This is a genomic window from uncultured Streptomyces sp. (assembly GCF_947488945.1).
In the GTDB taxonomy this organism is placed as follows: Bacteria; Actinomycetota; Actinomycetes; order Streptomycetales; family Streptomycetaceae; genus Streptomyces.
In genome coordinates, this window is the sequence record NZ_CANLBS010000004.1 from 454,499 (window position 1) to 475,535 (window position 21,037).

At 75.3% G+C, this 21,037-nt stretch carries 21 protein-coding genes; 16 read left to right on the top strand and 5 right to left on the bottom strand.

The annotated features are described in order from the left end of the window. Window positions 1–164: 164 nt before the first annotated feature. From Q0994_RS08695 to Q0994_RS08715, 5 genes are all read left to right on the top strand, one after another. On the top strand, window positions 165–572 hold the full coding sequence (locus tag Q0994_RS08695) for an ATP-binding protein (protein WP_299531140.1): 408 nt from the start codon (window positions 165–167) through the stop codon (window positions 570–572). Further along, window positions 569–739, top strand: coding sequence for a hypothetical protein (locus Q0994_RS08700; protein WP_299531141.1), 171 nt, complete (start codon window positions 569–571; stop codon window positions 737–739). The genes Q0994_RS08695 and Q0994_RS08700 overlap by 4 nt, the downstream gene beginning before the upstream one ends. Window positions 740–953: 214 nt before the next feature. Beyond that, window positions 954–1,937, top strand: coding sequence for an ABC transporter ATP-binding protein (locus Q0994_RS08705; RefSeq protein ID WP_299531345.1), 984 nt, complete (start codon window positions 954–956; stop codon window positions 1,935–1,937). 97 nt (window positions 1,938–2,034) lie between these two features. Beyond that, on the top strand, window positions 2,035–2,904 hold the full coding sequence (locus Q0994_RS08710; protein WP_299531142.1) for an ABC transporter permease: 870 nt from the start codon (window positions 2,035–2,037) through the stop codon (window positions 2,902–2,904). A gap of 121 nt (window positions 2,905–3,025) precedes the next feature. Next, the gene (locus tag Q0994_RS08715) at window positions 3,026–3,820 is read left to right on the top strand and encodes an ABC transporter permease (RefSeq protein WP_299531144.1); all 795 of its coding nucleotides are present in this window, start codon (window positions 3,026–3,028) and stop codon (window positions 3,818–3,820) included. A gap of 123 nt (window positions 3,821–3,943) precedes the next feature. On the opposite strand, the gene ybaK is transcribed toward Q0994_RS08715, so the two are convergent. From ybaK to Q0994_RS08735, 4 genes are all read right to left on the bottom strand, one after another. After that, complete coding sequence (gene ybaK, locus Q0994_RS08720) at window positions 3,944–4,441, bottom strand: Cys-tRNA(Pro) deacylase (protein ID WP_299531147.1); 498 nt, start codon at window positions 4,439–4,441, stop codon at window positions 3,944–3,946. An 88-nt stretch (window positions 4,442–4,529) separates the two neighbouring features. Continuing rightward, window positions 4,530–5,276 (bottom strand): LON peptidase substrate-binding domain-containing protein, encoded by a 747-nt coding sequence (locus Q0994_RS08725; RefSeq protein ID WP_299531149.1) that lies wholly within the window; start codon window positions 5,274–5,276, stop codon window positions 4,530–4,532. A 5-nt stretch (window positions 5,277–5,281) separates the two neighbouring features. Next, window positions 5,282–6,319 (bottom strand): hypothetical protein, encoded by a 1,038-nt coding sequence (locus tag Q0994_RS08730; RefSeq protein ID WP_299531151.1) that lies wholly within the window; start codon window positions 6,317–6,319, stop codon window positions 5,282–5,284. Between the two features lie 253 nt (window positions 6,320–6,572). Next, window positions 6,573–8,174, bottom strand: coding sequence for an oxidoreductase (locus Q0994_RS08735; protein WP_299531154.1), 1,602 nt, complete (start codon window positions 8,172–8,174; stop codon window positions 6,573–6,575). A gap of 157 nt (window positions 8,175–8,331) precedes the next feature. Between Q0994_RS08735 and hisD the strand changes: the two genes are divergently transcribed. From hisD to Q0994_RS08780, 9 genes are all read left to right on the top strand, one after another. Next, window positions 8,332–9,663, top strand: a complete 1,332-nt coding sequence (hisD, locus tag Q0994_RS08740) for a histidinol dehydrogenase (RefSeq protein ID WP_299531157.1) — start codon at window positions 8,332–8,334, stop codon at window positions 9,661–9,663. Next, the gene (locus Q0994_RS08745) at window positions 9,660–10,823 is read left to right on the top strand and encodes a histidinol-phosphate transaminase (protein ID WP_299531159.1); all 1,164 of its coding nucleotides are present in this window, start codon (window positions 9,660–9,662) and stop codon (window positions 10,821–10,823) included. Before hisD ends, Q0994_RS08745 begins: the two co-directional genes overlap by 4 nt. Further along, window positions 10,820–11,422: an imidazoleglycerol-phosphate dehydratase HisB gene (hisB, locus tag Q0994_RS08750; RefSeq protein ID WP_299531162.1), complete on the top strand. Its 603-nt coding sequence runs from the start codon at window positions 10,820–10,822 to the stop codon at window positions 11,420–11,422. Before Q0994_RS08745 ends, hisB begins: the two co-directional genes overlap by 4 nt. After that, window positions 11,419–11,586: a hypothetical protein gene (locus Q0994_RS08755; protein ID WP_299531164.1), complete on the top strand. Its 168-nt coding sequence runs from the start codon at window positions 11,419–11,421 to the stop codon at window positions 11,584–11,586. Before hisB ends, Q0994_RS08755 begins: the two co-directional genes overlap by 4 nt. Before the next feature lie 33 nt (window positions 11,587–11,619). After that, window positions 11,620–12,261, top strand: a complete 642-nt coding sequence (gene hisH / locus Q0994_RS08760) for an imidazole glycerol phosphate synthase subunit HisH (protein ID WP_299531167.1) — start codon at window positions 11,620–11,622, stop codon at window positions 12,259–12,261. Continuing rightward, window positions 12,261–12,986 carry a bifunctional 1-(5-phosphoribosyl)-5-((5-phosphoribosylamino)methylideneamino)imidazole-4-carboxamide isomerase/phosphoribosylanthranilate isomerase PriA gene (gene priA / locus Q0994_RS08765; protein ID WP_299531169.1) on the top strand — a complete coding sequence of 242 codons (726 nt, stop codon included), beginning with the start codon at window positions 12,261–12,263 and terminating at the stop codon, window positions 12,984–12,986. The genes hisH and priA overlap by 1 nt, the downstream gene beginning before the upstream one ends. 131 nt (window positions 12,987–13,117) lie before the next feature. Continuing rightward, complete coding sequence (locus Q0994_RS08770) at window positions 13,118–13,495, top strand: RidA family protein (protein ID WP_299531347.1); 378 nt, start codon at window positions 13,118–13,120, stop codon at window positions 13,493–13,495. Continuing rightward, the gene (gene hisF / locus Q0994_RS08775) at window positions 13,492–14,247 is read left to right on the top strand and encodes an imidazole glycerol phosphate synthase subunit HisF (protein WP_299531172.1); all 756 of its coding nucleotides are present in this window, start codon (window positions 13,492–13,494) and stop codon (window positions 14,245–14,247) included. Before Q0994_RS08770 ends, hisF begins: the two co-directional genes overlap by 4 nt. Window positions 14,248–14,433: 186 nt before the next feature. Then, window positions 14,434–15,363 carry an alpha/beta hydrolase gene (locus Q0994_RS08780; protein ID WP_299531174.1) on the top strand — a complete coding sequence of 310 codons (930 nt, stop codon included), beginning with the start codon at window positions 14,434–14,436 and terminating at the stop codon, window positions 15,361–15,363. A 96-nt stretch (window positions 15,364–15,459) separates the two neighbouring features. Here the strand turns inward: Q0994_RS08780 and Q0994_RS08785 are convergent, their stop codons facing one another. Beyond that, window positions 15,460–16,233, bottom strand: coding sequence for an alpha/beta fold hydrolase (locus Q0994_RS08785; protein ID WP_299531176.1), 774 nt, complete (start codon window positions 16,231–16,233; stop codon window positions 15,460–15,462). A 161-nt stretch (window positions 16,234–16,394) separates the two neighbouring features. Between Q0994_RS08785 and Q0994_RS08790 the strand changes: the two genes are divergently transcribed. Together Q0994_RS08790 and Q0994_RS08795 are read left to right on the top strand one after the other, a co-directional pair. Next, window positions 16,395–19,280, top strand: coding sequence for a LuxR family transcriptional regulator (locus Q0994_RS08790; RefSeq protein WP_299531178.1), 2,886 nt, complete (start codon window positions 16,395–16,397; stop codon window positions 19,278–19,280). Window positions 19,281–19,560: 280 nt separating this feature from the next. Next, a complete protein-coding gene (locus tag Q0994_RS08795) occupies window positions 19,561–20,889 on the top strand; it encodes a CdaR family transcriptional regulator (protein ID WP_299531180.1) in 1,329 nt (442 codons plus the stop codon). Window positions 20,890–21,037 lie beyond the last annotated feature (148 nt).

The window sequence follows — 21,037 nt, forward strand, 5'->3', positions numbered from 1 at the left end:
CTTTGTCACTTCGGGCTGACGGCCCGCCAGTCTGTCATTGTGCCGGCGGAGCGGCTTCGCCACGGTTGCGACATGACCCCGTTCGTACGCTGCTTCATCTGCCCGTGCCCACCTCGAAGAGTCCCGGACCGTGGCCATGGGCCGGGGGAGGGCCTCCGGTGACCATGGCTGTCTCTCCGCGCCCGACCGGGCATCCCGGGTACACCGAGACCCTGCCGCGCGAGCCCGGAAGCGCCGGCACCGCGCGCCGTCTGGTCCGCTTCGCGCTGTCCGTCTGGGGTCTGGAGGCGCTGGCCGACGACGGGGCTCTGATCGTGACCGAACTGGTGGCGAACTCCGTGCAGCACGCCCGGCGGGACTCCATCCGGGTCACGGTCGAACGGCCCGAGGCGGATCGGGTGCGCGTCGCCGTCGTGGATCTGTCCCCGCGACACCCGGTGCGCCGGCACTCGGGCCCCGAGGACGAGAGCGGGCGTGGCCTCACGCTCGTGGAGTGCCTGGCGGCGGACTGGGGCAGTGACCCGCTGCCGTGGGGCAAACAGGTGTGGGCGGACCTGAAGGGGCGCGGATGACCACGGGAGAGACGCCCGGCCGCAGCATGGCCCGGGCCCACCTGTCGCAGTTGATCGAGTTGTTCGGCGCGGACGGCCGGCTGGTGGTCGACACCGCCCACGAGCCCGACCGGACCGGCGCGGCTCCGGGCGGGGATGACGAACCGCAGGACGGCGAGCGGACCTGAGGCGGGGCAGGACCTGAGACTGGGAACGACCTGAGACGGGGAAGGACCGACTCCGGCGGCCGAGCAGCCCCGCCGCCGCGCCCGCGCCGTGACACCCCGGCGCGCCCCCGCGCGGTACGGGCCCCGGGCGCAATCCGGACCATCCGACCCCGTACTCTCGTACCTCGTGAGTACGGGCACAGCACAAGCACAGTGGGCCGCCGGGGCCGGGACCGTGTGCGCGGTGCGTGATCTGGTCAAGACCTACCCCCCGGTCCGGGGCCGCCGCGGTACGCCCGCCACGTCCGAGGTGCGCGCCACCGACGGCATCACCCTGGAGGTGCGGGGCGGCGAGATCTTCGGTCTGCTCGGCCCCAACGGCGCCGGCAAGTCCACCCTGGTGCGCCAGCTCACCGGCCTGATGCGGCCCGACTCCGGCAGCGTCGAGGTGCTCGGCCACGACCTGGTGAAGCATCCCGAACGGGCCTCCCGGCTCATCGGCTACCTCGGCCAGGAGTCCACCGCCCTGGACGAGCTGACCGTCTCGCTGGCCGCCGAGACCACCGGCCGGCTGCGCGGCCTGCCCGTCCGCGCGGCGCGGGCCGCCCGCGACGAGGTGCTGGAGGAGCTGGGACTGACCGCGCTCGCCGGGCGCGCCCTCAAGAAGCTCTCCGGCGGCCAGCGCAGGCTCGCCTGCTTCGCCGCCGCCCTCGTCGGCGACCGTCCGCTGCTGGTGCTGGACGAACCGACCACCGGCATGGACCCCGTCGCCCGGCGCGCCGTCTGGGCCGCCGTCGACCGCAGGCGCGCCGAGCACGGTGCCACCGTCCTGCTGGTCACCCACAACGTGATCGAGGCGGAGACCGTCCTCGACCGGGTCGCCGTCCTGGAGCGCGGCCGGGTCATCGCCTGCGACACGCCGTCCGGGCTCAAGGAACGGGTCGCCGGCGACGTACGGGTCGAACTGGTGTGGCGCGAGCGCGCCCCGCTGGATGTGCCCGAGGTGGCGGCCCTGCGCGGCTCCGCAGAGGAGTCCGGCCGCCGCTGGGTGCTGCGGCTCGGGCCCGACGAGGCGCGTGCGGCGGTCGCCGCGGTGACGGGCGGCGCGGCCTTCGCGGCGCTCGACGACTTCACGCTGGCCACCCCGAGCCTGGAGGACGTCTATCTGGCGCTCGGCGGCGACGCGGCCGTGGCGCGCGAGGGGCTGGTGAAGGCGTGACCGCACGCCCGACGACGGCGGTCCCGCCGCCGTTCCGGCCGCGCGGCGTACCGGGGCCCGCGTCCGCAACCGCATCCGTGTCCGTGTCCGTGTCCGCATGTGTGTTCGCGAAGGAGAGCAGCGCCAGGTGACGAGCATCGTGCCCACCGAGGTGGTCCCCCCGCGCGCCCGGCGCACGGCGGAGCCCGCCGCCTTTGCCCGCCCGGCCGGGCCCGCGCCGCTGGCGCCGCGCGCCCGGCTGCTGCCCTCGCTGGCGGCCGTCTACCGCGCCCAGCTGTCGCGGGCCCGGGTGGCCCGCATCCCGCTGCTGTTCGTGGCCACCTTCCAGTCCGTCGGCATCATGGTGCTGATGCGCGGGGTCGTCGACGGCGGCGCCGAGGCGCGCGCCGTGGTGGCCGGCTCTTCCGTCCTCGTGGTGGCGTTCGTCGCGCTGAACATGCTGGCCCAGTACTTCGGGCAGCTCCGGGCGGCCGGCGGCCTCGACCACTACGCCACCCTGCCCGTGCCGCCCGCCGCCGTGGTGCTGGGCGCGGCCGGCGCGTACGCCTCCTTCACCGTGCCCGGCACGGTGGTCACCGCGGTGGCCGGCAGCGTGCTCTTCCAGCTCCCGCTGACCCATCTGTGGATCCTGGTAGCGGTGATCCCGCTCTCCGGCGCCGCGCTGGCCGGCCTCGGCGCGGCCTGCGGGCTGCTGGCCCCGCGCCAGGAGCTGGCCACCCTGCTCGGCCAGCTCGGCATGTCCGCCGCGCTGCTGCTGGGCGTGCTGCCCGCCGAGCGGCTGCCCGAGCCGGTCGGCTGGGCCCGCGACCTGCTGCCCTCCACCTACGGCGTCGAGGCGCTGGCCCGCTCCTTCGACGCCCACCCCGACTGGCCGGTGGTCCTGCTCGACCTGGCGGTCTGCGCGGCCGTCGGTGTGCTCTCGCTGGCTCTCGCCACCTGGGCGTACCGCCGGGCCGCGGTGCGCTGAACCGGTACCCGTACGGGGCGTCCGGGGCGCACCCGGCCCCGTGGCGGCGCACGCCCGGGGCGCGCGGGCGGTCGGGCGGTCCGGTGCGGCGTCCGGCCGGGCGGCCTGGCACGATGGCACGGTGACCGCACCCCTGACGCCCCCCGACCGGCCGCAGCCCTCCGATCCCTGGCGGAGCCCGCCGGAGGGCTCGCACCTCGCCGCCGGGGACGTCCCCGCGGCGCACGTGGAGACCCGCGCGGAGGTCCGCCAGGCCCTGCTGACCGCCGTGGTGCTGACCGTCGCGGGCCTGGTGCTCGGCCTGCTGTGGCTCTGGCTCGCCCCGCGCATCCCGCTGGTCTCCGACGACACCGCCGTCTACCTCAAGGACAGCGAGGGTGAGGAGGCGATCGGAGCCGACGGCACCTACGCCCTGATCGCCCTCGGGCTCGGCGTGGTCTCGGCCGTCGCCGTCTTCCTGTGGCGCAGGCGGGGCGGGATCTGGCTGGTGGCGGGGCTGGCGCTCGGCGCGCTGCTCGGCTCGCTGCTGGGCTGGGGCGTCGGCGTCTGGTTCGGCCCCACCTCGGACGTGGTCGCGCACGCGAAGCAGGTGGGGGAGGGCGTCACCTTCGACGCCCCGCTGGAGCTGAACGCGAAGGGGGCCGTGCTGGTCTGGCCGATCGTCGCCATGGCGGTGCACCTGGCGCTGACGGCGGCCTTCGGGCCGCGCGACCCGGAGCCGGAGCCGGAATGGCCGGGGCACTGGACGATGCCGGGCGCGGCGCCCCCGGTCGCAGCGGCGGACTCCGGCGCGGACGCCCCGGACCCGGCGACGCGGGCGTGGCCGGGGCCGGACGCGCCGGGCGGGTCGGCCGCGGAGGCCGGCGGACGGCCGGAGAAGGGCGCGGACCCCGCCGCCCCGCGGCCGAAGGACTGAAGCCGGCGCGAAGGCGGGGCGCCCCGCCGGCGGGACCGCGCGCGGAGGCACGCCTCACCGACCGGGCGCGGGCGTCTCCGTGCGGGACGCGCGGGCGTTCCCGTGCTGGACGTCCGCGCCCGGCTACCCCCGCCCGATCGGCGCGAAGACCGCGCCGGTGAGTGTCGCGAGATCGTCCGCCGCCAGTTCCACTTCCAGCCCGCGCCGGCCCGCCGAGACGCAGATGGTGGCGTGTGCGCGCGCCGAGGCGTCCAGCACCGTGCGCAGCCGCTTGCGCTGACCCAGCGGGGAGATCCCGCCCCGGACGTACCCGGTGGTGCGCTCGGCCGCCGCCGGGTCCGCCATCGCCGCCCGCTTGCCGCCGACGGCCGACGCGAGCGCCTTGAGGTCGAGCGAGCCGGCCACCGGCACCACCGCCACCGTCAGCTCCCCGTCCACGTCGGCGACCAGGGTCTTGAACACCCGGTCCGGCGACACCCCCAGCGCCTCGGCCGCCTCCTCGCCGTACGAGGCGGACGCCGGGTCGTGGTCGTAGGCGTGCACGGTGAAGGCGGTGCCGGCCGCGGTCAGGGCGACCGTCGCCGGGGTGCCGCCGGACTGCTTCTTCGTCTTCTTGGCCACGTGCGGGTCCTCGGTTCGCGGGTCCGTCGGGGGTGCCGTGCGGGAAGGGCCCGGCCCGCCCGGGTACCGGACCGGGGCGGGCGCGGCGTCAGTTCAGGTGGGTCGGGGCGCGGGTCAGGTCGCCCGCGGGCAGCGAGGGCAGCTCGCGGATGACGGCCGTCTCCCGGCGCAGCAGTGCCAGCTCCTCGCGCAGCCGGGTCGCGGTGTCCGGCGCCTGGAGCAGCCGCTGCTTGGTGGGGATGTCCAGCACCGTCGCGGCGGCGACCAGGTAGGACACCACCGAGGGCGCGTCGGGCAGCTCGGCGCCGGTGGCCAGCGAGCGCTCGCTCGCTCCGGCGAGCTGCTTCTGGTAGGCGCGAAAGGCCCGCAGGACGCCCTCGGACAGGGTCCGGGCGTCATCCGCGTCGGGGTCCTCGGCGATCTCCTCGACCTCCGCCGTCAGGAACGGGCCGCTCGCGTCCACCGACAGCAGCCGCACCCGGGTGGTGCCGGTGGCGAGGACCTCGAAGCTGCCGTCGGAGCGCTCGCGGATGGTGGCGGCGTCCGCGACGCAGCCCACCCGGTGGAAGGTCTGCACCGGGTCCGGGCCGAACCCGTCGGCGGCGGCGCGCTCGGGCAGCGATTCCCCCGATCCGGGCATGCCGGTGCCGGTGACGGCGACCTCGCGCCCGTCGCGCACGGCGACCACGACGAACCTGCGCGGTTCGTCCTCGTCGGTCTTCAGCAGCTCGCGCAGCATGGCGCGATAACGCTCCTCGAAGACGTTGAGCGGCAGCACGAGGCCGGGGAACAGCACCGCGTTCAGCGGGAAGAGGGGCAGGCGAGCGGTGGTCACAACGCTCAAGCGTAATGGCCGCGCGCCCCGCCGTGTCCGGCCCGGTCCCTCAGCGGGGTCTGGGCCGCCACGTGGAGCCGCGCGGTCTCCCGCGCGTCGAGGAACCGGCCCAGCGCGTCGTCGGACACGGCGGACCACGGGAAGGACAGCGCGTAGGGGCCGATCAGCCGGAACTGCTCCAGCGCCTCCGCCCAGCGGCCCCGCACCACCAGTACGTACGCGAGGAGGTTGCGGACCTCGGCGGGCCAGGGGTCGCCGGGGCCGAAACCGGCCGACAGGCCGATCGCCTGGTCGGCGGCGGCGTCGATCCGGTCCTCCAGCACCGGCGAAGGGCGCCCGGCGCTCCCGTCGGTCAGCAGCGCGAACGCGGCGCGCACCGGCAGCCCCCGGACGAGGGAGTGCGGGTCCACGTCCTCGGCGGCCCGTTCGGCGAAGTCGAAGCACTCGCGGTGCGAGCCGTACCAGCCGGCCGAGAGGTAGCGCAGCGCCGCCACGTGGCAGCCGTAGTGATGGGCACTGCGGCGTACCGCCTGTTCCCAGACCGTCTCGAACGCGGTGTGCGTGGCGTGGGTGCCGCGCGCGTGGTCGAGGGCGAGCCGCCAGGGCACCGGGTCGCGCGGGTCGGCCTCGGTGGCGGCCGCGATCAGCGGGGCAACCTCCCGCAACTGCTCCGCCGAGGCGGGCGAGTCCCAGGCCCGGCGCACCGCCAGCTCGGCCTTGACCAGCAGCGCGTCGGGGTCGCGCGGGGCGGCGGCCAGCCAGGAGACGAGCCAGCCGTCGCGGTTGCGGGCGAAGGTGGCCAGCCGGTCCAGGTAGCGGTCCCGCAGCTCCCACTCGGCGGCGTCGCGGGTGGTGGCCAGCAGCTTGGCGGCCGGTCCGTACTCGCCGAGCGCCGCGGCCACCAGCGCGGGCGACAGGCGCGCGTCGGGGACGTCGAGCATCACCGCGTCGGCCGGAGGGAGCGCCGCGCACAGTGGTGGGCTGTGCCGGACCCTGCGCGCGGTACGGAGCAGAGCGCGAAGCAATGGCATGGTGCAGACCATTGAAAAGCGCTGGTGAACAGGGCGCCAGGGAGGCGCTGTGAAGCTTTGGTGGCGAGTGTCGGGGTTGCCCCGACGGGGGTCAAGAAAGAGTAAAAGAAGGGGCGTTGGGTGGCCGGAAAACGGCCCTTCCGTGCGCCCCCGCGGCATCCTGACCGGCTCCGCGCGACCGGGAGCCGACGGGCCCGATCCGTGCGGGGGCGGGGGTGTTGCGGTCGCGGGCCGCGACCGGAGCGGCCCGCGGGGTGCGGGCGGATCACCCCCGGCGCAGCATCCGGGAGGCCCCGGCGGCGACCGTCGTGGCCAGTATCCACCCCACCAGCACCAGGCCGGCCGCGGCCCACTGCCAGCCGCCCTCCATCCGCCAGTAGCCGTCCTGGCCGAGGTTGATCACCGGCACCAGCAGATCCAGCGAGTAGAGCGCCGGATTCCACTCCGGCGCCTCCGCCCGCTTCAGCGGCGGCGGCGCGTGCCCCGCGAAGGCCAGGGTGCCCGCCGCCCACAGCACCGCCATCCACAGCGCGGCCCGCCCAGGCCGGTAGCCGTACGCCACCGTCCAGTCCTGGAGGAACCCCCAGAACTTCGTCGCCGGCGGCAGCGTCTCCCGGCGCCTGCGCTGCTTGGCCAGCAGCACCTCCCGCGCGTCCGCGTCCTCCCCGCTGGCCCGCAGCACCGCGGCCAGCCGCTCGTACGGCTCGGGCACGTACTCCGGGGTCGCCGCCAGCAGCCACTCCAGCCGCCAGGACAGCGGGAAGTGGCCGTAGGGCACCAGGTTCTCGTAGACGAACCCGCCCATCGCCAGACCGCCGGGGCCCGGCCAGCTGTCCCACACGTCGATCAGCGTCACCACCTTGGCGCCGTTCAGCACCACCCGGCCCTCCTCGGGCCGTTCCGCGTTGAACCGCAGCTCCGGCGTGGCGATCCGGCGCAGCGACAGCTCCTCGTGCGGCTCCAGCAGGAACCGCGCATGGTGCAGGTCCACCGCGTCGCCGAACCGCCCGTCGTCCAGCCGGACCCCGCCCTTCGCCTCGAAGACCTGCGACACCGTGTCCCGGGAGGGGGTCGGGCCGTGCACGATGCCGTACGGGGGAGTGGTGCCCTGGTTGCCCGTGTCGAGGCTGACCCACGCCTCCGTCAGGTACAGCGACCGCTCCACCGAGAGCTGCGGGGCGTTCAGCGCCCGCCGGTCCTCCGCCGCCCGCAGCCGGCTGCCGCGCAGACTCAGCGAGCCGCCGACGGTCGCCCCGCTCAGACTCACCTCGCCGTACGTCTCGATCATCTCCGCCTGCAGGTCCTGCGCCACCGTCAGCCCGTCGGCCGCCAGCGCCCGCCCCCGCAGGTCGCACCCCACGCTGAGCTGGTTGAGCAGCAGGTCGGTGCCGATCTGCGCGTCCGTGAGCCGGATGCCCCGGTCGACCCGGCACCGCGGCAGATGCAGGTCCCCCTCGGTGTGCAGCCGGGCCGCCTCCAGCCGGGGCATCGCGCAGCCCACCAGCCGCAGCGTCGTGAAGCGGCACTCCGGGAGCACCACCTCCTGCTCGAAGCGGCACCCGGTCAGCTCGACGTACGGCGCCACCCGGCCGCCCGCCAGGTCCAGCTTCCCGGTGATCCGCACCCCCCGGAGCTTCAGCGCCGCCACCCGCCCCGGCCGGGCCGGCGGCCCGCTCAGCAGCAGCCGCGCCACCGTCCGCGCCCCGACGCTGCGCTCCGGGCCCCAGGGGTTCGGAGCGAACGGATCGTCGCGCTCCGGATCGTGGGTCCGCAGGTCGAAGGTGGTGCCGTTGCGGAAGGACTGCCACATGCCGAGCTCCGCGGCGCTCAGCCCGTCCGGGATCGCGCCCTCGTCCGGTTCCGTCACTGACGCCTCCCTGTGCACACCCCGTACACCGGTTGTGCCCACTGCGTGACTGCCTGAACGTTCATCCGGGCACCGGTCCGTCCGCGGGCGCTTACGGCGGATATCACCCAGTGATACGGACGACCGGAGGGCTCGGCCGGTCTGAGAGAATTGCCGGGTGATCTCTCGAATCGACCTGCGCGGCGAGGCCCTCCCCGAGGGTGCCGCCCTGCGCGACCTGCTGCCCCGTGCCGAGTTCGACGTGGAAGCCGCCCTGGAGACGGTGCGGCCCATCTGCGAGGACGTGCGCCATCGTGGCTCCGCGGCGGTCGTCGAGTGGGGAGAGAAGTTCGACGGGGTGCGCCCGGAGAGCCTGCGGGTGCCGGTCGCCGAGATCCGGGCCGCCCTGGACACGCTCGACCCGGCCGTCCGCGCCGCCCTGGAGGAGTCGATCCGCCGCGCCCGCATCGTCCACCGCGAGCAGCGCCGCACCACCCGCACCACCCAGGTCGTCCCCGGCGGCACGGTCACCGAGAAGTGGGTGCCGGTCGAGCGGGTCGGGCTCTACGTCCCCGGCGGCCGCTCGGTCTACCCCTCCTCCGTCGTGATGAACGTCGTCCCCGCCCAGGAGGCCGGAGTCGAGGGCGTCGCCGTCTCCTCGCCCCCGCAGAAGGAGTTCGGCGGCCTCCCGCACCCGACGATCCTGGCCGCCTGCGCCCTGCTCGGCGTCGACGAGGTGTACGCGGCGGGCGGCGCCCAGGCCGTCGCGATGTTCGCGTACGGCACCGACGGCGAGGACGGCTGCCGCCCGGTGAACCTGGTCACCGGCCCCGGCAACATCTACGTCGCCGCCGCCAAGCGCCTGCTCAAGGGCCGCATCGGCATCGACGCCGAGGCCGGCCCGACCGAGATCGCGATCCTCGCGGACTCCACCGCCGACCCGGTGCACGTCGCCGCCGACCTGATCAGCCAGGCCGAGCACGACCCGATGGCCGCCGCGGTGCTCGTCACCGACTCCGAGGAGCTGGCCGCCGCGACCGAGGCGGAGCTGGCCCCGCAGGTCGCCGCCTCCAAGCACGTCACCGACCGCATCGCACCCGCGCTGGCCGGCCGGCAGTCCGCGATCGTGCTGGTCCGCGACCTCGCCGACGGCCTCACGGTCGTCGACGCGTACGGCGCCGAGCACCTGGAGATCCAGACCGCCGACGCCGCCGCCGTCGCCGACCGCGTCCGCAACGCCGGCGCGGTCTTCGTCGGGCCCTGGTCCCCGGTCTCGCTCGGCGACTACTGCGCCGGCTCCAACCACGTGCTGCCCACCGGCGGCTGCGCCTGCCACTCCTCGGGCCTGTCGGTGCAGTCCTTCCTGCGCGGCATCCACATCGTCGACTACACCCGCGACGCGCTGGCCGAGGTCGCCCACCACGTGGTGACGCTCGCCGAGGCGGAGGACCTCCCCGCCCACGGCGCCGCGCTCAAGGCCCGCTTCGGGTGGAAGGTTCCGCAGCAGTGACGAACCCCAGCACCAGCACCGCCGGCGCCGCCGACCGCGCCGCCGCGCTGGACGCCCTGCCGCTGCGCGACGAGCTCCGCGGCCAGTCCCCGTACGGCGCGCCGCAGCTCGACGTGCCGGTCCGGCTCAACACCAACGAGAACCCCTACCCGCTGCCCGCGGCGCTGGTCGACCGGATCGCCGAGCGCGTCCGCGAGGCCGCCCGCGACCTCAACCGCTACCCCGACCGGGACGCCGTCGAGCTCCGCACCGAGCTGGCCCGCTACCTCACCCGGACCGCCGGACACCGGGTCGGCACCGAGAACGTCTGGGCCGCCAACGGCTCCAACGAGGTCCTCCAGCAACTGCTCCAGGCCTTCGGCGGACCCGGCCGCACCGCCATCGGCTTCGAGCCGTCCTACTCGATGCACGCCCTCATCGCGCGCGGCACCGGCACCGGCTGGCTCTCCGGCCCGCGCAACGCGGACTTCACCATCGATGTGGACGCGGCCCGCGCGGCGATCGCCGAGCACCGCCCGCACGTCGTCTTCATCACCTCGCCCAACAACCCCACCGGCACCGCCGTCGCGGCCGAGACCGTCCTCGCCCTGTACGACGCCGCGCAGGCCGCCCGCCCCAGCCTCGTCGTCGTGGACGAGGCGTACGGCGAGTTCAGCCACGGCGCGTCGCTGCTGCCGCTCATCGAGGGCCGCCCGCACCTGGTGCTCTCGCGCACCATGTCCAAGGCGTTCGGCGCCGCCGGACTGCGCCTGGGCTACCTCGCCGCCGCACCGGCCGTGGTCGACGCCGTGCAGCTCGTACGGCTGCCCTACCACCTCTCCTCCGTCACCCAGGCGACGGCGCTGGCCGCCCTGGAGCACACGGACACTCTCCTCGGCTACGTCGAGCAGCTCAAGAAGGAACGCGACCGGATCGTGCGCGAACTGCGCGCGCTCGGCCACGAGGTCACCGAGTCGGACGCCAACTTCGTCCAGTTCGGCGTCTTCGAGGACGTCCGCGCCACCTGGCGGGCCCTCCTCGACCAGGGGGTCCTGATCCGCGACAACGGCGTACCCGGGCGGCTGCGGGTCTCCGTGGGGACACCGCAGGAGAACGACGCGTTCCTCGACGCGGTCCGCACCCTCGACAACGAACCCGCCCAGAAGGAGCACGACGCATGACTCGCGAGAGCCGCACCGGCCGCGTGGAGCGCACCACCAAGGAAACGTCCGTGCTGGTCGAGATCAACCTCGACGGCACCGGCAAGGTCGACGTCGCCACGGGCGTCGGCTTCTACGACCACATGCTCGACCAGCTCGGCCGGCACGGTCTGTTCGACCTCACCGTCAAGACCGACGGCGACCTGCACATCGACTCCCACCACACCATCGAGGACACCGCGCTCGCCCTCGGCGCCGCCTTCCGGCAGGCGCTCGGCGACAAGGTCGGCATCTACCGCTTCGGCAACTGCACCGTCCCGCTGGACGAGTCGCTGGCCCAGGTGACCGTCGACCTCTCCGGCCGCCCCTACCTCGTGCACACCGAGCCCGAGAAGATGGCGCCGATGATCGGCGAGTACGACACGACGATGACCCGGCACATCCTGGAGTCCTTCGTCGCGCAGGCGCAGATCGCCCTGCACGTGCACGTCCCCTACGGCCGCAACGCCCACCACATCGTGGAGTGCCAGTTCAAGGCGCTGGCACGGGCCCTGCGGTACGCCAGCGAGCGCGACCCGCGCGCCGAGGGCATCCTCCCGTCGACCAAGGGCGCCCTGTGACCGGCCTCAACACGATCCTGATCGTCCTCGGCCTCTTCCTGGCCGGGGGTGTCTACTCCTTCGCGAAGCAGGGGATGCCCAAGGGCGTCGTCGTGCTCCTCGGGATCGGCGCCGTGATGTGCCTGCTGGCCGGCGTGCTGCGGATCCAGGGACTGTGGGACTGACGCCGCGAACCCTGCGGCATGGAGGAACGAGCTGTGAGCGACAAGAAGAAGGTCGTCGTCTTCGACTACGGCTTCGGGAACGTCCGGTCCGCCGAGCGGGCGCTGGCCCGGGTCGGGGCGGACGTCGAGATCACGCGTGACTACGACCGGGCGATGAACGCCGAAGGACTTCTGGTCCCCGGCGTCGGAGCCTTCTCCGCCTGCATGACCGGCCTGCGCGCCGCCCGCGGCGACTGGATCGTCGGCCGCAGGCTCTCCGGCGGCCGACCGGTCATGGGCATCTGCGTCGGGATGCAGATCCTGTTCGAGCGCGGCATCGAGCACGGCGTGGAGACGGAGGGCCTCGACGAGTGGCCCGGCACCGTCGGCCCGCTCAAGGCCGACGTCGTCCCGCACATGGGCTGGAACACCGTCGAGGCCCCCGAGGACTCCCGGCTGTTCGCCGGACTCGACCCCGAGGCCCGGTTCTACTTCGTGCACTCGTACGCGGCGCACGACTGGACCCTCGAAGTCACCAACGCCAAGATCCGTGCCCCCAAGGTCACCTGGGCCACGCACGGCGAACGGTTCGTGGCCGCCGTGGAGAACGGCGCGCTGTGGGCCACCCAGTTCCACCCCGAGAAGTCCGGCGACGCCGGCGCAGAGCTGCTGACCAACTGGATCGAGACGCTGTAATGCCGAAGCTTGAACTCCTTCCCGCCGTCGACGTCCGGGACGGGCAGGCCGTCCGCCTCGTGCACGGCGAGTCCGGCTCCGAGACCTCCTACGGCTCCCCGCTGGAAGCCGCCCTCGCCTGGCAGCGGTCCGGCGCCGAGTGGCTGCACCTGGTCGACCTGGACGCCGCCTTCGGCACCGGCGACAACCGCACGCTGATCGCCGAGGTCGCCGGCGCCATGGACATCAAGGTCGAGCTGTCCGGCGGCATCCGCGACGACGCCTCGCTCGCCGCCGCCCTCGCCACCGGCTGCCGCCGCGTCAACCTCGGCACCGCAGCCCTGGAGACCCCGGAGTGGGTCGCCAAGGTCATCGCCGAGCACGGCGACAAGATCGCGGTCGGCCTCGACGTCCGCGGCACCACGCTGCGCGGCCGCGGCTGGACCCGCGACGGCGGCGACCTCTACGAGACGCTCGCCCGCCTCGACTCCGAGGGCTGCGCCCGCTACGTCGTCACCGACATCGCCAAGGACGGCACCCTCCAGGGCCCCAACCTGGAGCTGCTGAAGAACGTCTGCGCCGCCACCGACAAGCCCGTCGTCGCCTCCGGCGGCGTCTCCTCGCTGGACGACCTGCGGGCCATCGCCTCGCTCGTCCCGGCCGGCGTCGAGGGCGCGATCGTCGGAAAGGCCCTGTACGCCGAGGCGTTCACCCTGGAAGAGGCCCTCAAGGCGGTCGCGGAATGACGGACTCCGCACCCGACGCGCCCTTCGGCGGCGCCTCCCCGGATGCCTCCGTGGGCGACGGATACGTCCCCGCCGACACCGCCGGCGCCCCCGCCGGCGCGCCCGTCACCTCCGTCGGCGGTGTCCGCCGCGTGCAGACCGGCGCCCCCTGGGAGGACCGGTTCGGCTACGCCCGCGCCGTCGAACTCCCCGGCGGCCTGGTCCTGGTGGCCGGCTGCACCTCCGTCGTGGACGGCGCGATCGTCGCGGGCAGTCCGTACGAACAGACCCGCAACGCCTTCGGCGCGGCGTTCGACGGGCTCGGCCGGCTCGGCCTCGGCCGCGAGGACGTCGTCCGCACCCGGATGTACGTCACGCACGCCCGCGACGTGGAGGACGTGGGCCGCGCCCACCGGGAACTCTTCGACGACGTGCGCCCGGTGGCGACCATGGTCATCGTCTCCGGCCTCGTCGACCCCAGCCTGGTCGTCGAGGTAGAGGTCGAGGCGTACCGCGGAGGCGACCGATGAGCCTCGCCGTACGGGTGATCCCCTGCCTGGACGTGGACAACGGCCGCGTCGTCAAGGGCGTCAACTTCCAGAACCTGCGCGACGCGGGCGACCCCGTCGAGATGGCGAAGCTGTACGACGCCGAGGGCGCCGACGAGCTGACCTTCCTCGACATCACCGCCTCCAGCGGCGACCGGGAGACCACCTACGACGTAGTGCGGCGCACCGCCGAACAGGTCTTCATCCCGCTGACCGTCGGCGGCGGGGTGCGCACCCCCGAGGACGTGGACAAGCTGCTGCGGGCGGGCGCCGACAAGGTGGGCGTCAACACCGCGGCGATCGCCCGCCCGGAGTTGATACGGGAGATCGCGGAGCGGTTCGGCAGCCAGGTGCTGGTCCTCTCGGTGGACGCGCGCCGCACCCCTCAGGGCACCTTCGAGGTGACCACCCACGGCGGGCGCCGGGGCACCGGCATCGACGCCGTCGAGTGGGCGCACCGCGCGGCCGGGCTCGGCGCGGGCGAGATCCTGCTCAACTCGATGGACGCGGACGGCACCAAGGACGGCTACGACACGGAGATGATCACGGCGGTGCGCCGCCACGTGTCGGTGCCCGTCATCGCCTCCGGCGGCGCCGGCCGACTGGCGGACTTCGCCCCGGCCGTCGACGCGGGTGCCGACGCGGTGCTGGCCGCGTCCGTCTTCCACTTCGGTGACCTGCGGATCTCCGAGGTCAAGGGCGCTCTGCGGGAGACCGGGCACCCGGTCCGCTGAGCCGGGCCGGCGCGGGGTCCCGGTCGCGAAGACCGGTGGTATTGCCGATGCGCGGCCGGGAGGCGCGCCGCCAGAGTGTGGCCATCGCCGGAACGACGGCGACCGCACGCGGCGCACCTCCCGGCCCCCGGACGACGGGCCGGCGGGGTGTGCGGCGTGGCCCGCTCCCACCGAGAGGATCCCCCCGTGCAGACCCTCCTCCCGTCCGGTGACACCTCCCCGCGCCACCGGACCCCGAGCCGCTCCCGCACCATCAAGGGCATGCTGGTCGCCGCCGCGGCGTCCGCCGCCCTGCTGACCGGACTGGTCCCGGGCGGCGCCCAGGCCGCCGACAACCCGTACCAGCGCGGCCCGGCGCCGAGCAACTCCTCCATCGAGGCGAGCCGCGGCTCGTACGCCACCTCGCAGACCTCGGTCTCCTCGCTCGGGGTCACCGGCTTCGGCGGCGGCACGATCTACTACCCGACCTCCACGGCCGACGGCACCTTCGGCGCGATCGCCATCTCGCCGGGCTTCACCGCCTACGAGTCCAGCATCGCCTGGCTCGGCCCGCGGCTCGCCTCCCAGGGCTTCGTGGTCTTCACCATCGACACCAACACCACGCTGGACCAGCCCTCCAGCCGCGGCGACCAGCTGCTCGCCGCGCTCGACTACCTGACCCAGCGCAGCTCGGTCCGCACCCGCGTCGACGCCTCCCGGCTCGGCGTGATGGGCCACTCGATGGGCGGCGGCGGCACCCTGGAGGCCGCGAAGGACCGCACCTCGCTGAAGGCGGCCATCCCGCTGACCGGCTGGAACACCGACACCACCTGGCCCGAGGTGCGCACGCCCACCCTGGTGATCGGCGCCGACGGCGACACCATCGCCCCGGTCCTGACCCACTCCAAGCCGTTCTACAACAACCTGCCCAGCACCCTGGACAAGGCGTACCTGGAGCTGCGCGGCGCCACGCACTTCACCCCGAACACGTCGAACACCACGATCGCGAAGTACTCCATCTCGTGGCTGAAGCGGTTCATCGACAACGACACCCGCTACGAGCAGTTCCTCTGCCCGATCCCCGCGGCGAGCCTGACGATCGCCGAGTACCGGGGAACCTGCCCGCACGGCTCCTGACGGGGGGAGAGGGGGCCGGACCGCGCACCACGGCGGTCCGGCCCCCTCTCGCGTGCGTGCGCCCCCGGGCCGCCCGCGGCCCCCTTCCGGGCGTGGTCACCCCCGGCCGAGGAACTCCGTGATCGCGGCGGCGAAGCGCGGGTCGCGCACGGCGCCCAGGTGGTCGCCGGAGACCACGGTGACCTCCGCGTCCGGGAGCGCCGAGGCCAGCACCTCGGGGCGGACCGCCAGCGGGTCGTCCTCGCCGGCCAGTACGAGCGCCGGGACGGTGATCCGGTCCAGCGGCATCGGGCCGCGGAACATCGCCCGGATCTGGGCGGCCAGGGCCAGCCGGTCCGCACCCGACGCCTCGGCCAGTACCCGGAATCCGCGGGCCTGTTCGGGGACCTCGTCCAGGTCGTCGGCGGTCAGTGCCGCCGACACCAGCTCCGGCGGCATCCGGCGGGTGTCCAGCCCGCCGACCTCCACCACGCCCGCCCCGACGCCGCCCGCCACCAGACGGGTGATGCGCGTGTCGCCGGCCGCAGCCAGCAGCGTCACGATCGCGCCCATCGAGTAGCCCGCGACGTGCATCTCGGACGCGCCCACGTGGTCGATGAACCGGCGCACGTCCTCGGCCATGAGGACCTCGCCGTACCGCTCCTCGTCGTGCGGTTTGTCCGACGCCCCGTGGCCGCGCGCGTCGGTCGCGTACACCGTGCGCCCGGCCGCCACCAGGGCCTCCACGACGCCCGGCGCCTCCCAGTTCAGCAGGGCGCTCGCGGAGAAGCCGTGCAGCAGCAGGACGGGCGGCAGCGCCGGGTCCGGGGTGCGGGACCAGGAGTGGTAGCGCAGCGTCAGACCGTCGGGGGCGGTGAATTCATGTGTCATACCGTGAACCTAGGGCCCGAGGTGCGGAGGTCCCCGAGGGCTGTGCGGCCGCACAGCCGACGGCCCGTCACCCTGGGAGCCCGCACCGCGCCCGGCCCCACGCGGGGAAGGGGCGGACGCGCACCTTCCGCGAGCTGTTTACGCGGAAGTAACGTGCCCGTGTGACTCCATCGACGACCGTGCACAGTCCGCTCCGGCTGTACGGCCGCAGCGGTGAACTCGCCATCCTGGAAACCCTGTTGGAGCGTCTGGCGCAGGGTGACGGCGGTGCGCTGGTGCTGTCCGGGCCCCCCGGTCTCGGCCGCAGCGCACTGCTGGAACAGGCCGCCGCCGCGCACCGCGCCCGCTGTGGCGGACCCGTGCTCCACGCGACCGCCGCCCCGGCCGAACAGTGCCTGCCCCGCAGCGGCCTGCACGCCCTGCTCTGCTCCGCCCCCGCCCCGCTCGCGCTGCCCGCCGACCGGGTGCTGCGCACCGGCCTCTCCCGGGACGGGCTGCTGGCCCTGCTGCGCGAGGCGGGCGCCGAAAGGCCGGTCCTGGTCTGCGTGGACGACGCGCACGCCTGGGACCCCGAATCACGCGCCGCCCTCGGCTTCGCCGCCCGCCGGCTCGGCGCGGGCGCCCGGGTGGCCGTGCTGATCGCCGCGATCGACGAGACCGCCTTCGCCGGGCTGCCCGCGCTCCGGCTCGGCCCCCTCGACGACGAGGCCGCGGCCGCCCTGCTGGAGCGCCTCACCGGCCGGGTCACCGACCTCGACCCGGTGGTCCGGGGCGAACTGCTGCGGGAGGCCGCGGGCAACCCCCGGATGCTCGCCGGCCTCGTGGGCCGGCTCACCGCCGACCAGCTGGCCGGCCGCGCCGTGCTGCCGTTCCCGCTGCCCGGCGGCGAGGCCGTGCTGGACGCCCACGCCGCCGCGCTCGACGGACTCCCGCAGGACACCCGGACGCTCCTGCTGCTCGCCGCCGCCGCCCAGGAACACGAACCCGAGGGCGCCGGCGCGGACGCCGGACTGCTGCTGCGCGCCGGCAACCGGGCCGCACTCCCCTCCGCCCTCCTGGACCGCGCCCTCTTCGGCCCCACCGGCATCCCCGGCGTCCTCGAACGCACCGGCAGCCGCGTCCACTTCAGCCACCCGCTGCTGCGCCGCGCCGTCCTGCGGCACGCCCCGCCCGCCCACCGCAGGGCCGCCCACGAACTGCTCGCCACCCTGCTCGGCGGAACCGGCGCGCCCCCGCTGCCGGCGCTCGTCCAGCGGGCCTGCGCCGCCGCGGCCCCGGACGCCCTGCTCGCCGCCGCCCTGGAACGCGCCGCCGCTGCCGCGGGCCCGCGCGGCGAGAGGTCCGCGGCGCTCACCAGGGCCGCGACGCTCTCCTGCGAAGGCCCGTTGCGGGCCGCCCGGTTCGCCGCCGCCGCCGACCAGGCCCGGCTGGCCGGCGACACCGGCCGGGCCCGCGCGCTGCTGGCCCGGGTCGACACCGTCCGGCCGCACCCGTCCGTCACCGGCGCCGGCCCCTGGACGTACGCCCCCCCGGTGATGCTGCCGGTGAGCGCCGCCGACCGCACGGACTCCGAGCCGCTCGGCATCCCGGGGCCCGTCCCCGTCGGCGGTCCGCTGCCCGCCGACGCCCTGGTGCCGTACGTGCGCGGGATGCTGGCGCTGCACGACGGGCCGGTGGCCGACGCCCGCGAGACGCTGCTCGCGGCCGCCGTCCCGCTCGCCGCCCACCATCCCCGGCTGGCCGTCGACGCGCTGCTCGCCGCCGCCGGGGCCGCCTGGGCGGCGGGCGACGCCGTCGCCTACCTCGACGCCCTGCACCGCCTCACCGGCCCCGCCACCGACCGCTCGGTGTCCCGCTACGCCTCCGGCGTGTGTGCGCTGCTCGGCGGGCACATCGCCGAGGGACAGGCGCTGCTGCGCCGCTGCCTCGACGACATCGGCCGCACCGAGGACCCCGAGGCCCTGCTGCGCACCGGGGTCTCGGCGCTGGTCCTCGGCGACATCGAGGCCGCCTGCCGGGCGGGCGCCCGCGCGCTGGCCGCCGTACGGACCAGCGGGCCCCAGGTGCTGCTGCCGCACGCCCTGGAGCAGCTGGCCTACGCCGAACTCCGGGCCGGCCGGCACGCGCGGGCCCGCGCCCACGCCCTGGAGGGACTGCACGCGGCCCGCCGCACCGGCCAGTCCAACGCCTCCACCCATCTGCACGCCGTGCTCGCCCTCACCGCCTCCGTCGAAGGCCCCGCCGAGGCCTGCGCCGCCCACGCGGACGCCGCTCTCGCCGGGGCCGGACCGCACGGACTCGTCCAGGCCGCGACCCTCGCCACCTGGGCCGTCGCCCGCGCCGACCTCGCGGCCGGCCGGGCCGGCGAGGCCGCCACCCGGCTCGCCCCGCTGGTCAGCACCGGTCCCCGGCACGCCCACTTCGCGATCCGCATGCTCGTGCTGCCGTGCTTCGTCGAGGCCGCCGTCCTCGGCGGCTACGCGCAGGAGTGGGCGGTCGAGCTCGAAGCGGCGCTCGACGAGTTCGCGCTCTGGACCGCCTGCACCACCGACCCGCACGCACCGGCCCAGCTCGCCCGCTGCCAGGCGCTGCTGGCGCCCCCGCAGGAGGCCGCCGCCCGGTACGAGGAAGCCCTCGCCCACCACGACCGGGCCGGCGGCGACTTCGAGCGCGCCCGCACCCAACTGCTCTACGGCCAGTGGCTCCGCCGCCGCCGGCGCACCCGCGAGGCCCGTGGCCCGCTGCGGGACGCCCTGGTCGTCTTCGAGGGCTGTTCGGCGCGTGCCTGGGCGGACCGGGCGAGCGGCGAACTGCGCGCGGCGGGCGAGTCGGTGGACGCGCCGGAGGCCCCCGGATGCCGCCCGTTGTCGGGCCTGACCCCGCAGCAGCAGCGGATCGCCCGGTGCGTGGCCGAGGGCGCCACCAATCGCGAGGTGGCGCTGCGGCTCTCGCTCAGTCCGCGTACCGTGGACCACCATCTGCGCAACGTCTTCGCGGCGTTGGGCGTCCGCTCCCGCACCGAACTGGCCCGGTTGATGGGCCGGTAGCGGAGCCGGCAGGGCCCGGCGGCGCGTTCCCGCAGTTCACGGGGGAGCCGGGCCGGCCGCCGGTGCGCGGCGGCGGCACCGTGGGGCGGCCCGCGCGCCGGAATGTGTCCGGCAGGTTGCCGGACCGTGATGATAAGAACCCTGCACACCCCTAGGTACCGACCGGCCGGTATGTCATTCTGCGGGCGTCAGGATCGTTCGGTTGTGCTCGCGCCCAAGGACGGGCCGGGCGCCCGGGCCGGTGCCCCCGGGCGCCGGCCGATTCCCGGTGGAGGCTGCCATGCCACAGGTCGTACGTCCGCGGATCAGGGCGCTGCACGGAGCGCCCGCCGTCACACCGCTGCCCCAGCGCTTCCGCTCGCTGGCGGACACCGAGGCCGTGGAGGTGCTGCACCGGGCCGCCCGGGTGCTGCTCGACGCGCTGCCCGAGCTCACCGAACGCCTGGTGGACGCCCTGTACGAGCAGGAGCCCGGCTATCGGGACGCCATCGAGTCCGGGCGCGCCGAGATCTGGCAGGAGGTCCACCACTCCCTGCGCCACAACGTCGGCTCGTTGATCCAGCCCCGCGAGTTCCGCGAACCCGCGCAGCGCACCACCCGCTGGATCGGCGCGATCCGGGCCGAACAGGGCGTCCCGCTGGACGCGGTGCTGCACGCGTTCCGGATGGGCGGGGCGATGGTCTGGCAGGGGCTCGTCGACGAGACCGCCCGCCGCGACCCGGACGACGTGCGACTGCTCGTCCACGTCGCCGCCGACGTGTGGAACTTCGTCGACGAGCACTGCGGCGTGGTCACCGACGCCTACCGGCAGTCCGAGCGGCGGCTGGCCTGGCGCCGCGAGAACCGGCAGCGGCTGATGACGTCCGCGCTGCTCGACGGCACCGCCCGCATCGCCGACCTGCCCGACGCCGCCGAGATGCTCGGGCTGCCCGAGCACGGCCGGTACGCGGTCCTCGCGGTCGCCGCCCCGCTGCGCACCCCGCACGCCGCCGGGCACCCTCCGCTGCCGCTGCCCGAGGGCGTCCGGGCGCTCTGGCACCAGGGCCCGGACGGGGAGCTGGCGATCCTGTCCCTGGACCCGCCCGAGGCCCCCGACGCCGCCGACGAGGCGCCGCCCGCCCCGGCGGAGAGCGGCACGGCCCTCGCACTCGCGGAACTGGCTTCGGCGTTGGACCCGCCGTCCGGCGCCCGGGTGGGCATCTCCTCCGAGGTGCGCGGACTGGCCGCACTGGGGGAGGCGCGCCGGCTCGCGGAGACCGCGCAGAAGGCGTGCGCGGCCTCCGGCGGCGTGGTGCTGCTCGACGCGCACCTGCCGGCCGCCCTCGTCGTCTCCTCGCCGGGACTCGGCGCCGCGCTGGCCGACCGGGTGCTGGGGCCGCTGGACGCCATCGACCTGGCCGACCGGGACATCCTCATCGAGACGCTGACCGCGTGGTTCGACGCCGACGGCTCCGCCCAGCGGGCCGGCGCCCGGCTCTACTGCCACCGCAACACCGTCCTCAACCGGCTGCGCCGCTTCGAGCAGCTCACCGGACGCTGCCTGACCCGCCCGACCGACGCCGTAGAAGTCTCCCTCGCACTGACGGCCCGTCGCCTGCTGGGGAGTTGAGGGCGGGTGGGAGGAGCGGGCGGGGGCGGCCGGACGACCGGCCGCCCCCCTCCCGCGTGCACCCTCGGCGCAACCGGGCCCCGGAACGGCCGCGTTCGTCGCTCTGGAGCCCAAGTGCACTGACGTAAGGCCTGGTTGACGGCACCGG

Bases quoted from the DNA above. Each gene is read 5' to 3' on its own strand.
- Q0994_RS08695 (WP_299531140.1), top strand. From the start codon at position 165: ATGGCTGTCTCTCCGCGCCCGACCGGGCATCCCGGGTACACCGAGACC.
- Q0994_RS08700 (WP_299531141.1), top strand. From the start codon at position 569: ATGACCACGGGAGAGACGCCCGGCCGCAGCATGGCCCGGGCCCACCTG.
- Q0994_RS08710 (WP_299531142.1), top strand. From the start codon at position 2,035: ATGTGTGTTCGCGAAGGAGAGCAGCGCCAGGTGACGAGCATCGTGCCC.
- Q0994_RS08730 (WP_299531151.1), bottom strand. From the start codon at position 6,319: ATGGTCTGCACCATGCCATTGCTTCGCGCTCTGCTCCGTACCGCGCGC.
- hisB (WP_299531162.1), top strand. From the start codon at position 10,820: ATGACTCGCGAGAGCCGCACCGGCCGCGTGGAGCGCACCACCAAGGAA.
- priA (WP_299531169.1), top strand. From the start codon at position 12,261: ATGCCGAAGCTTGAACTCCTTCCCGCCGTCGACGTCCGGGACGGGCAG.
- hisF (WP_299531172.1), top strand. From the start codon at position 13,492: ATGAGCCTCGCCGTACGGGTGATCCCCTGCCTGGACGTGGACAACGGC.
- Q0994_RS08785 (WP_299531176.1), bottom strand. From the start codon at position 16,233: ATGACACATGAATTCACCGCCCCCGACGGTCTGACGCTGCGCTACCAC.
- Q0994_RS08795 (WP_299531180.1), top strand. From the start codon at position 19,561: ATGCCACAGGTCGTACGTCCGCGGATCAGGGCGCTGCACGGAGCGCCC.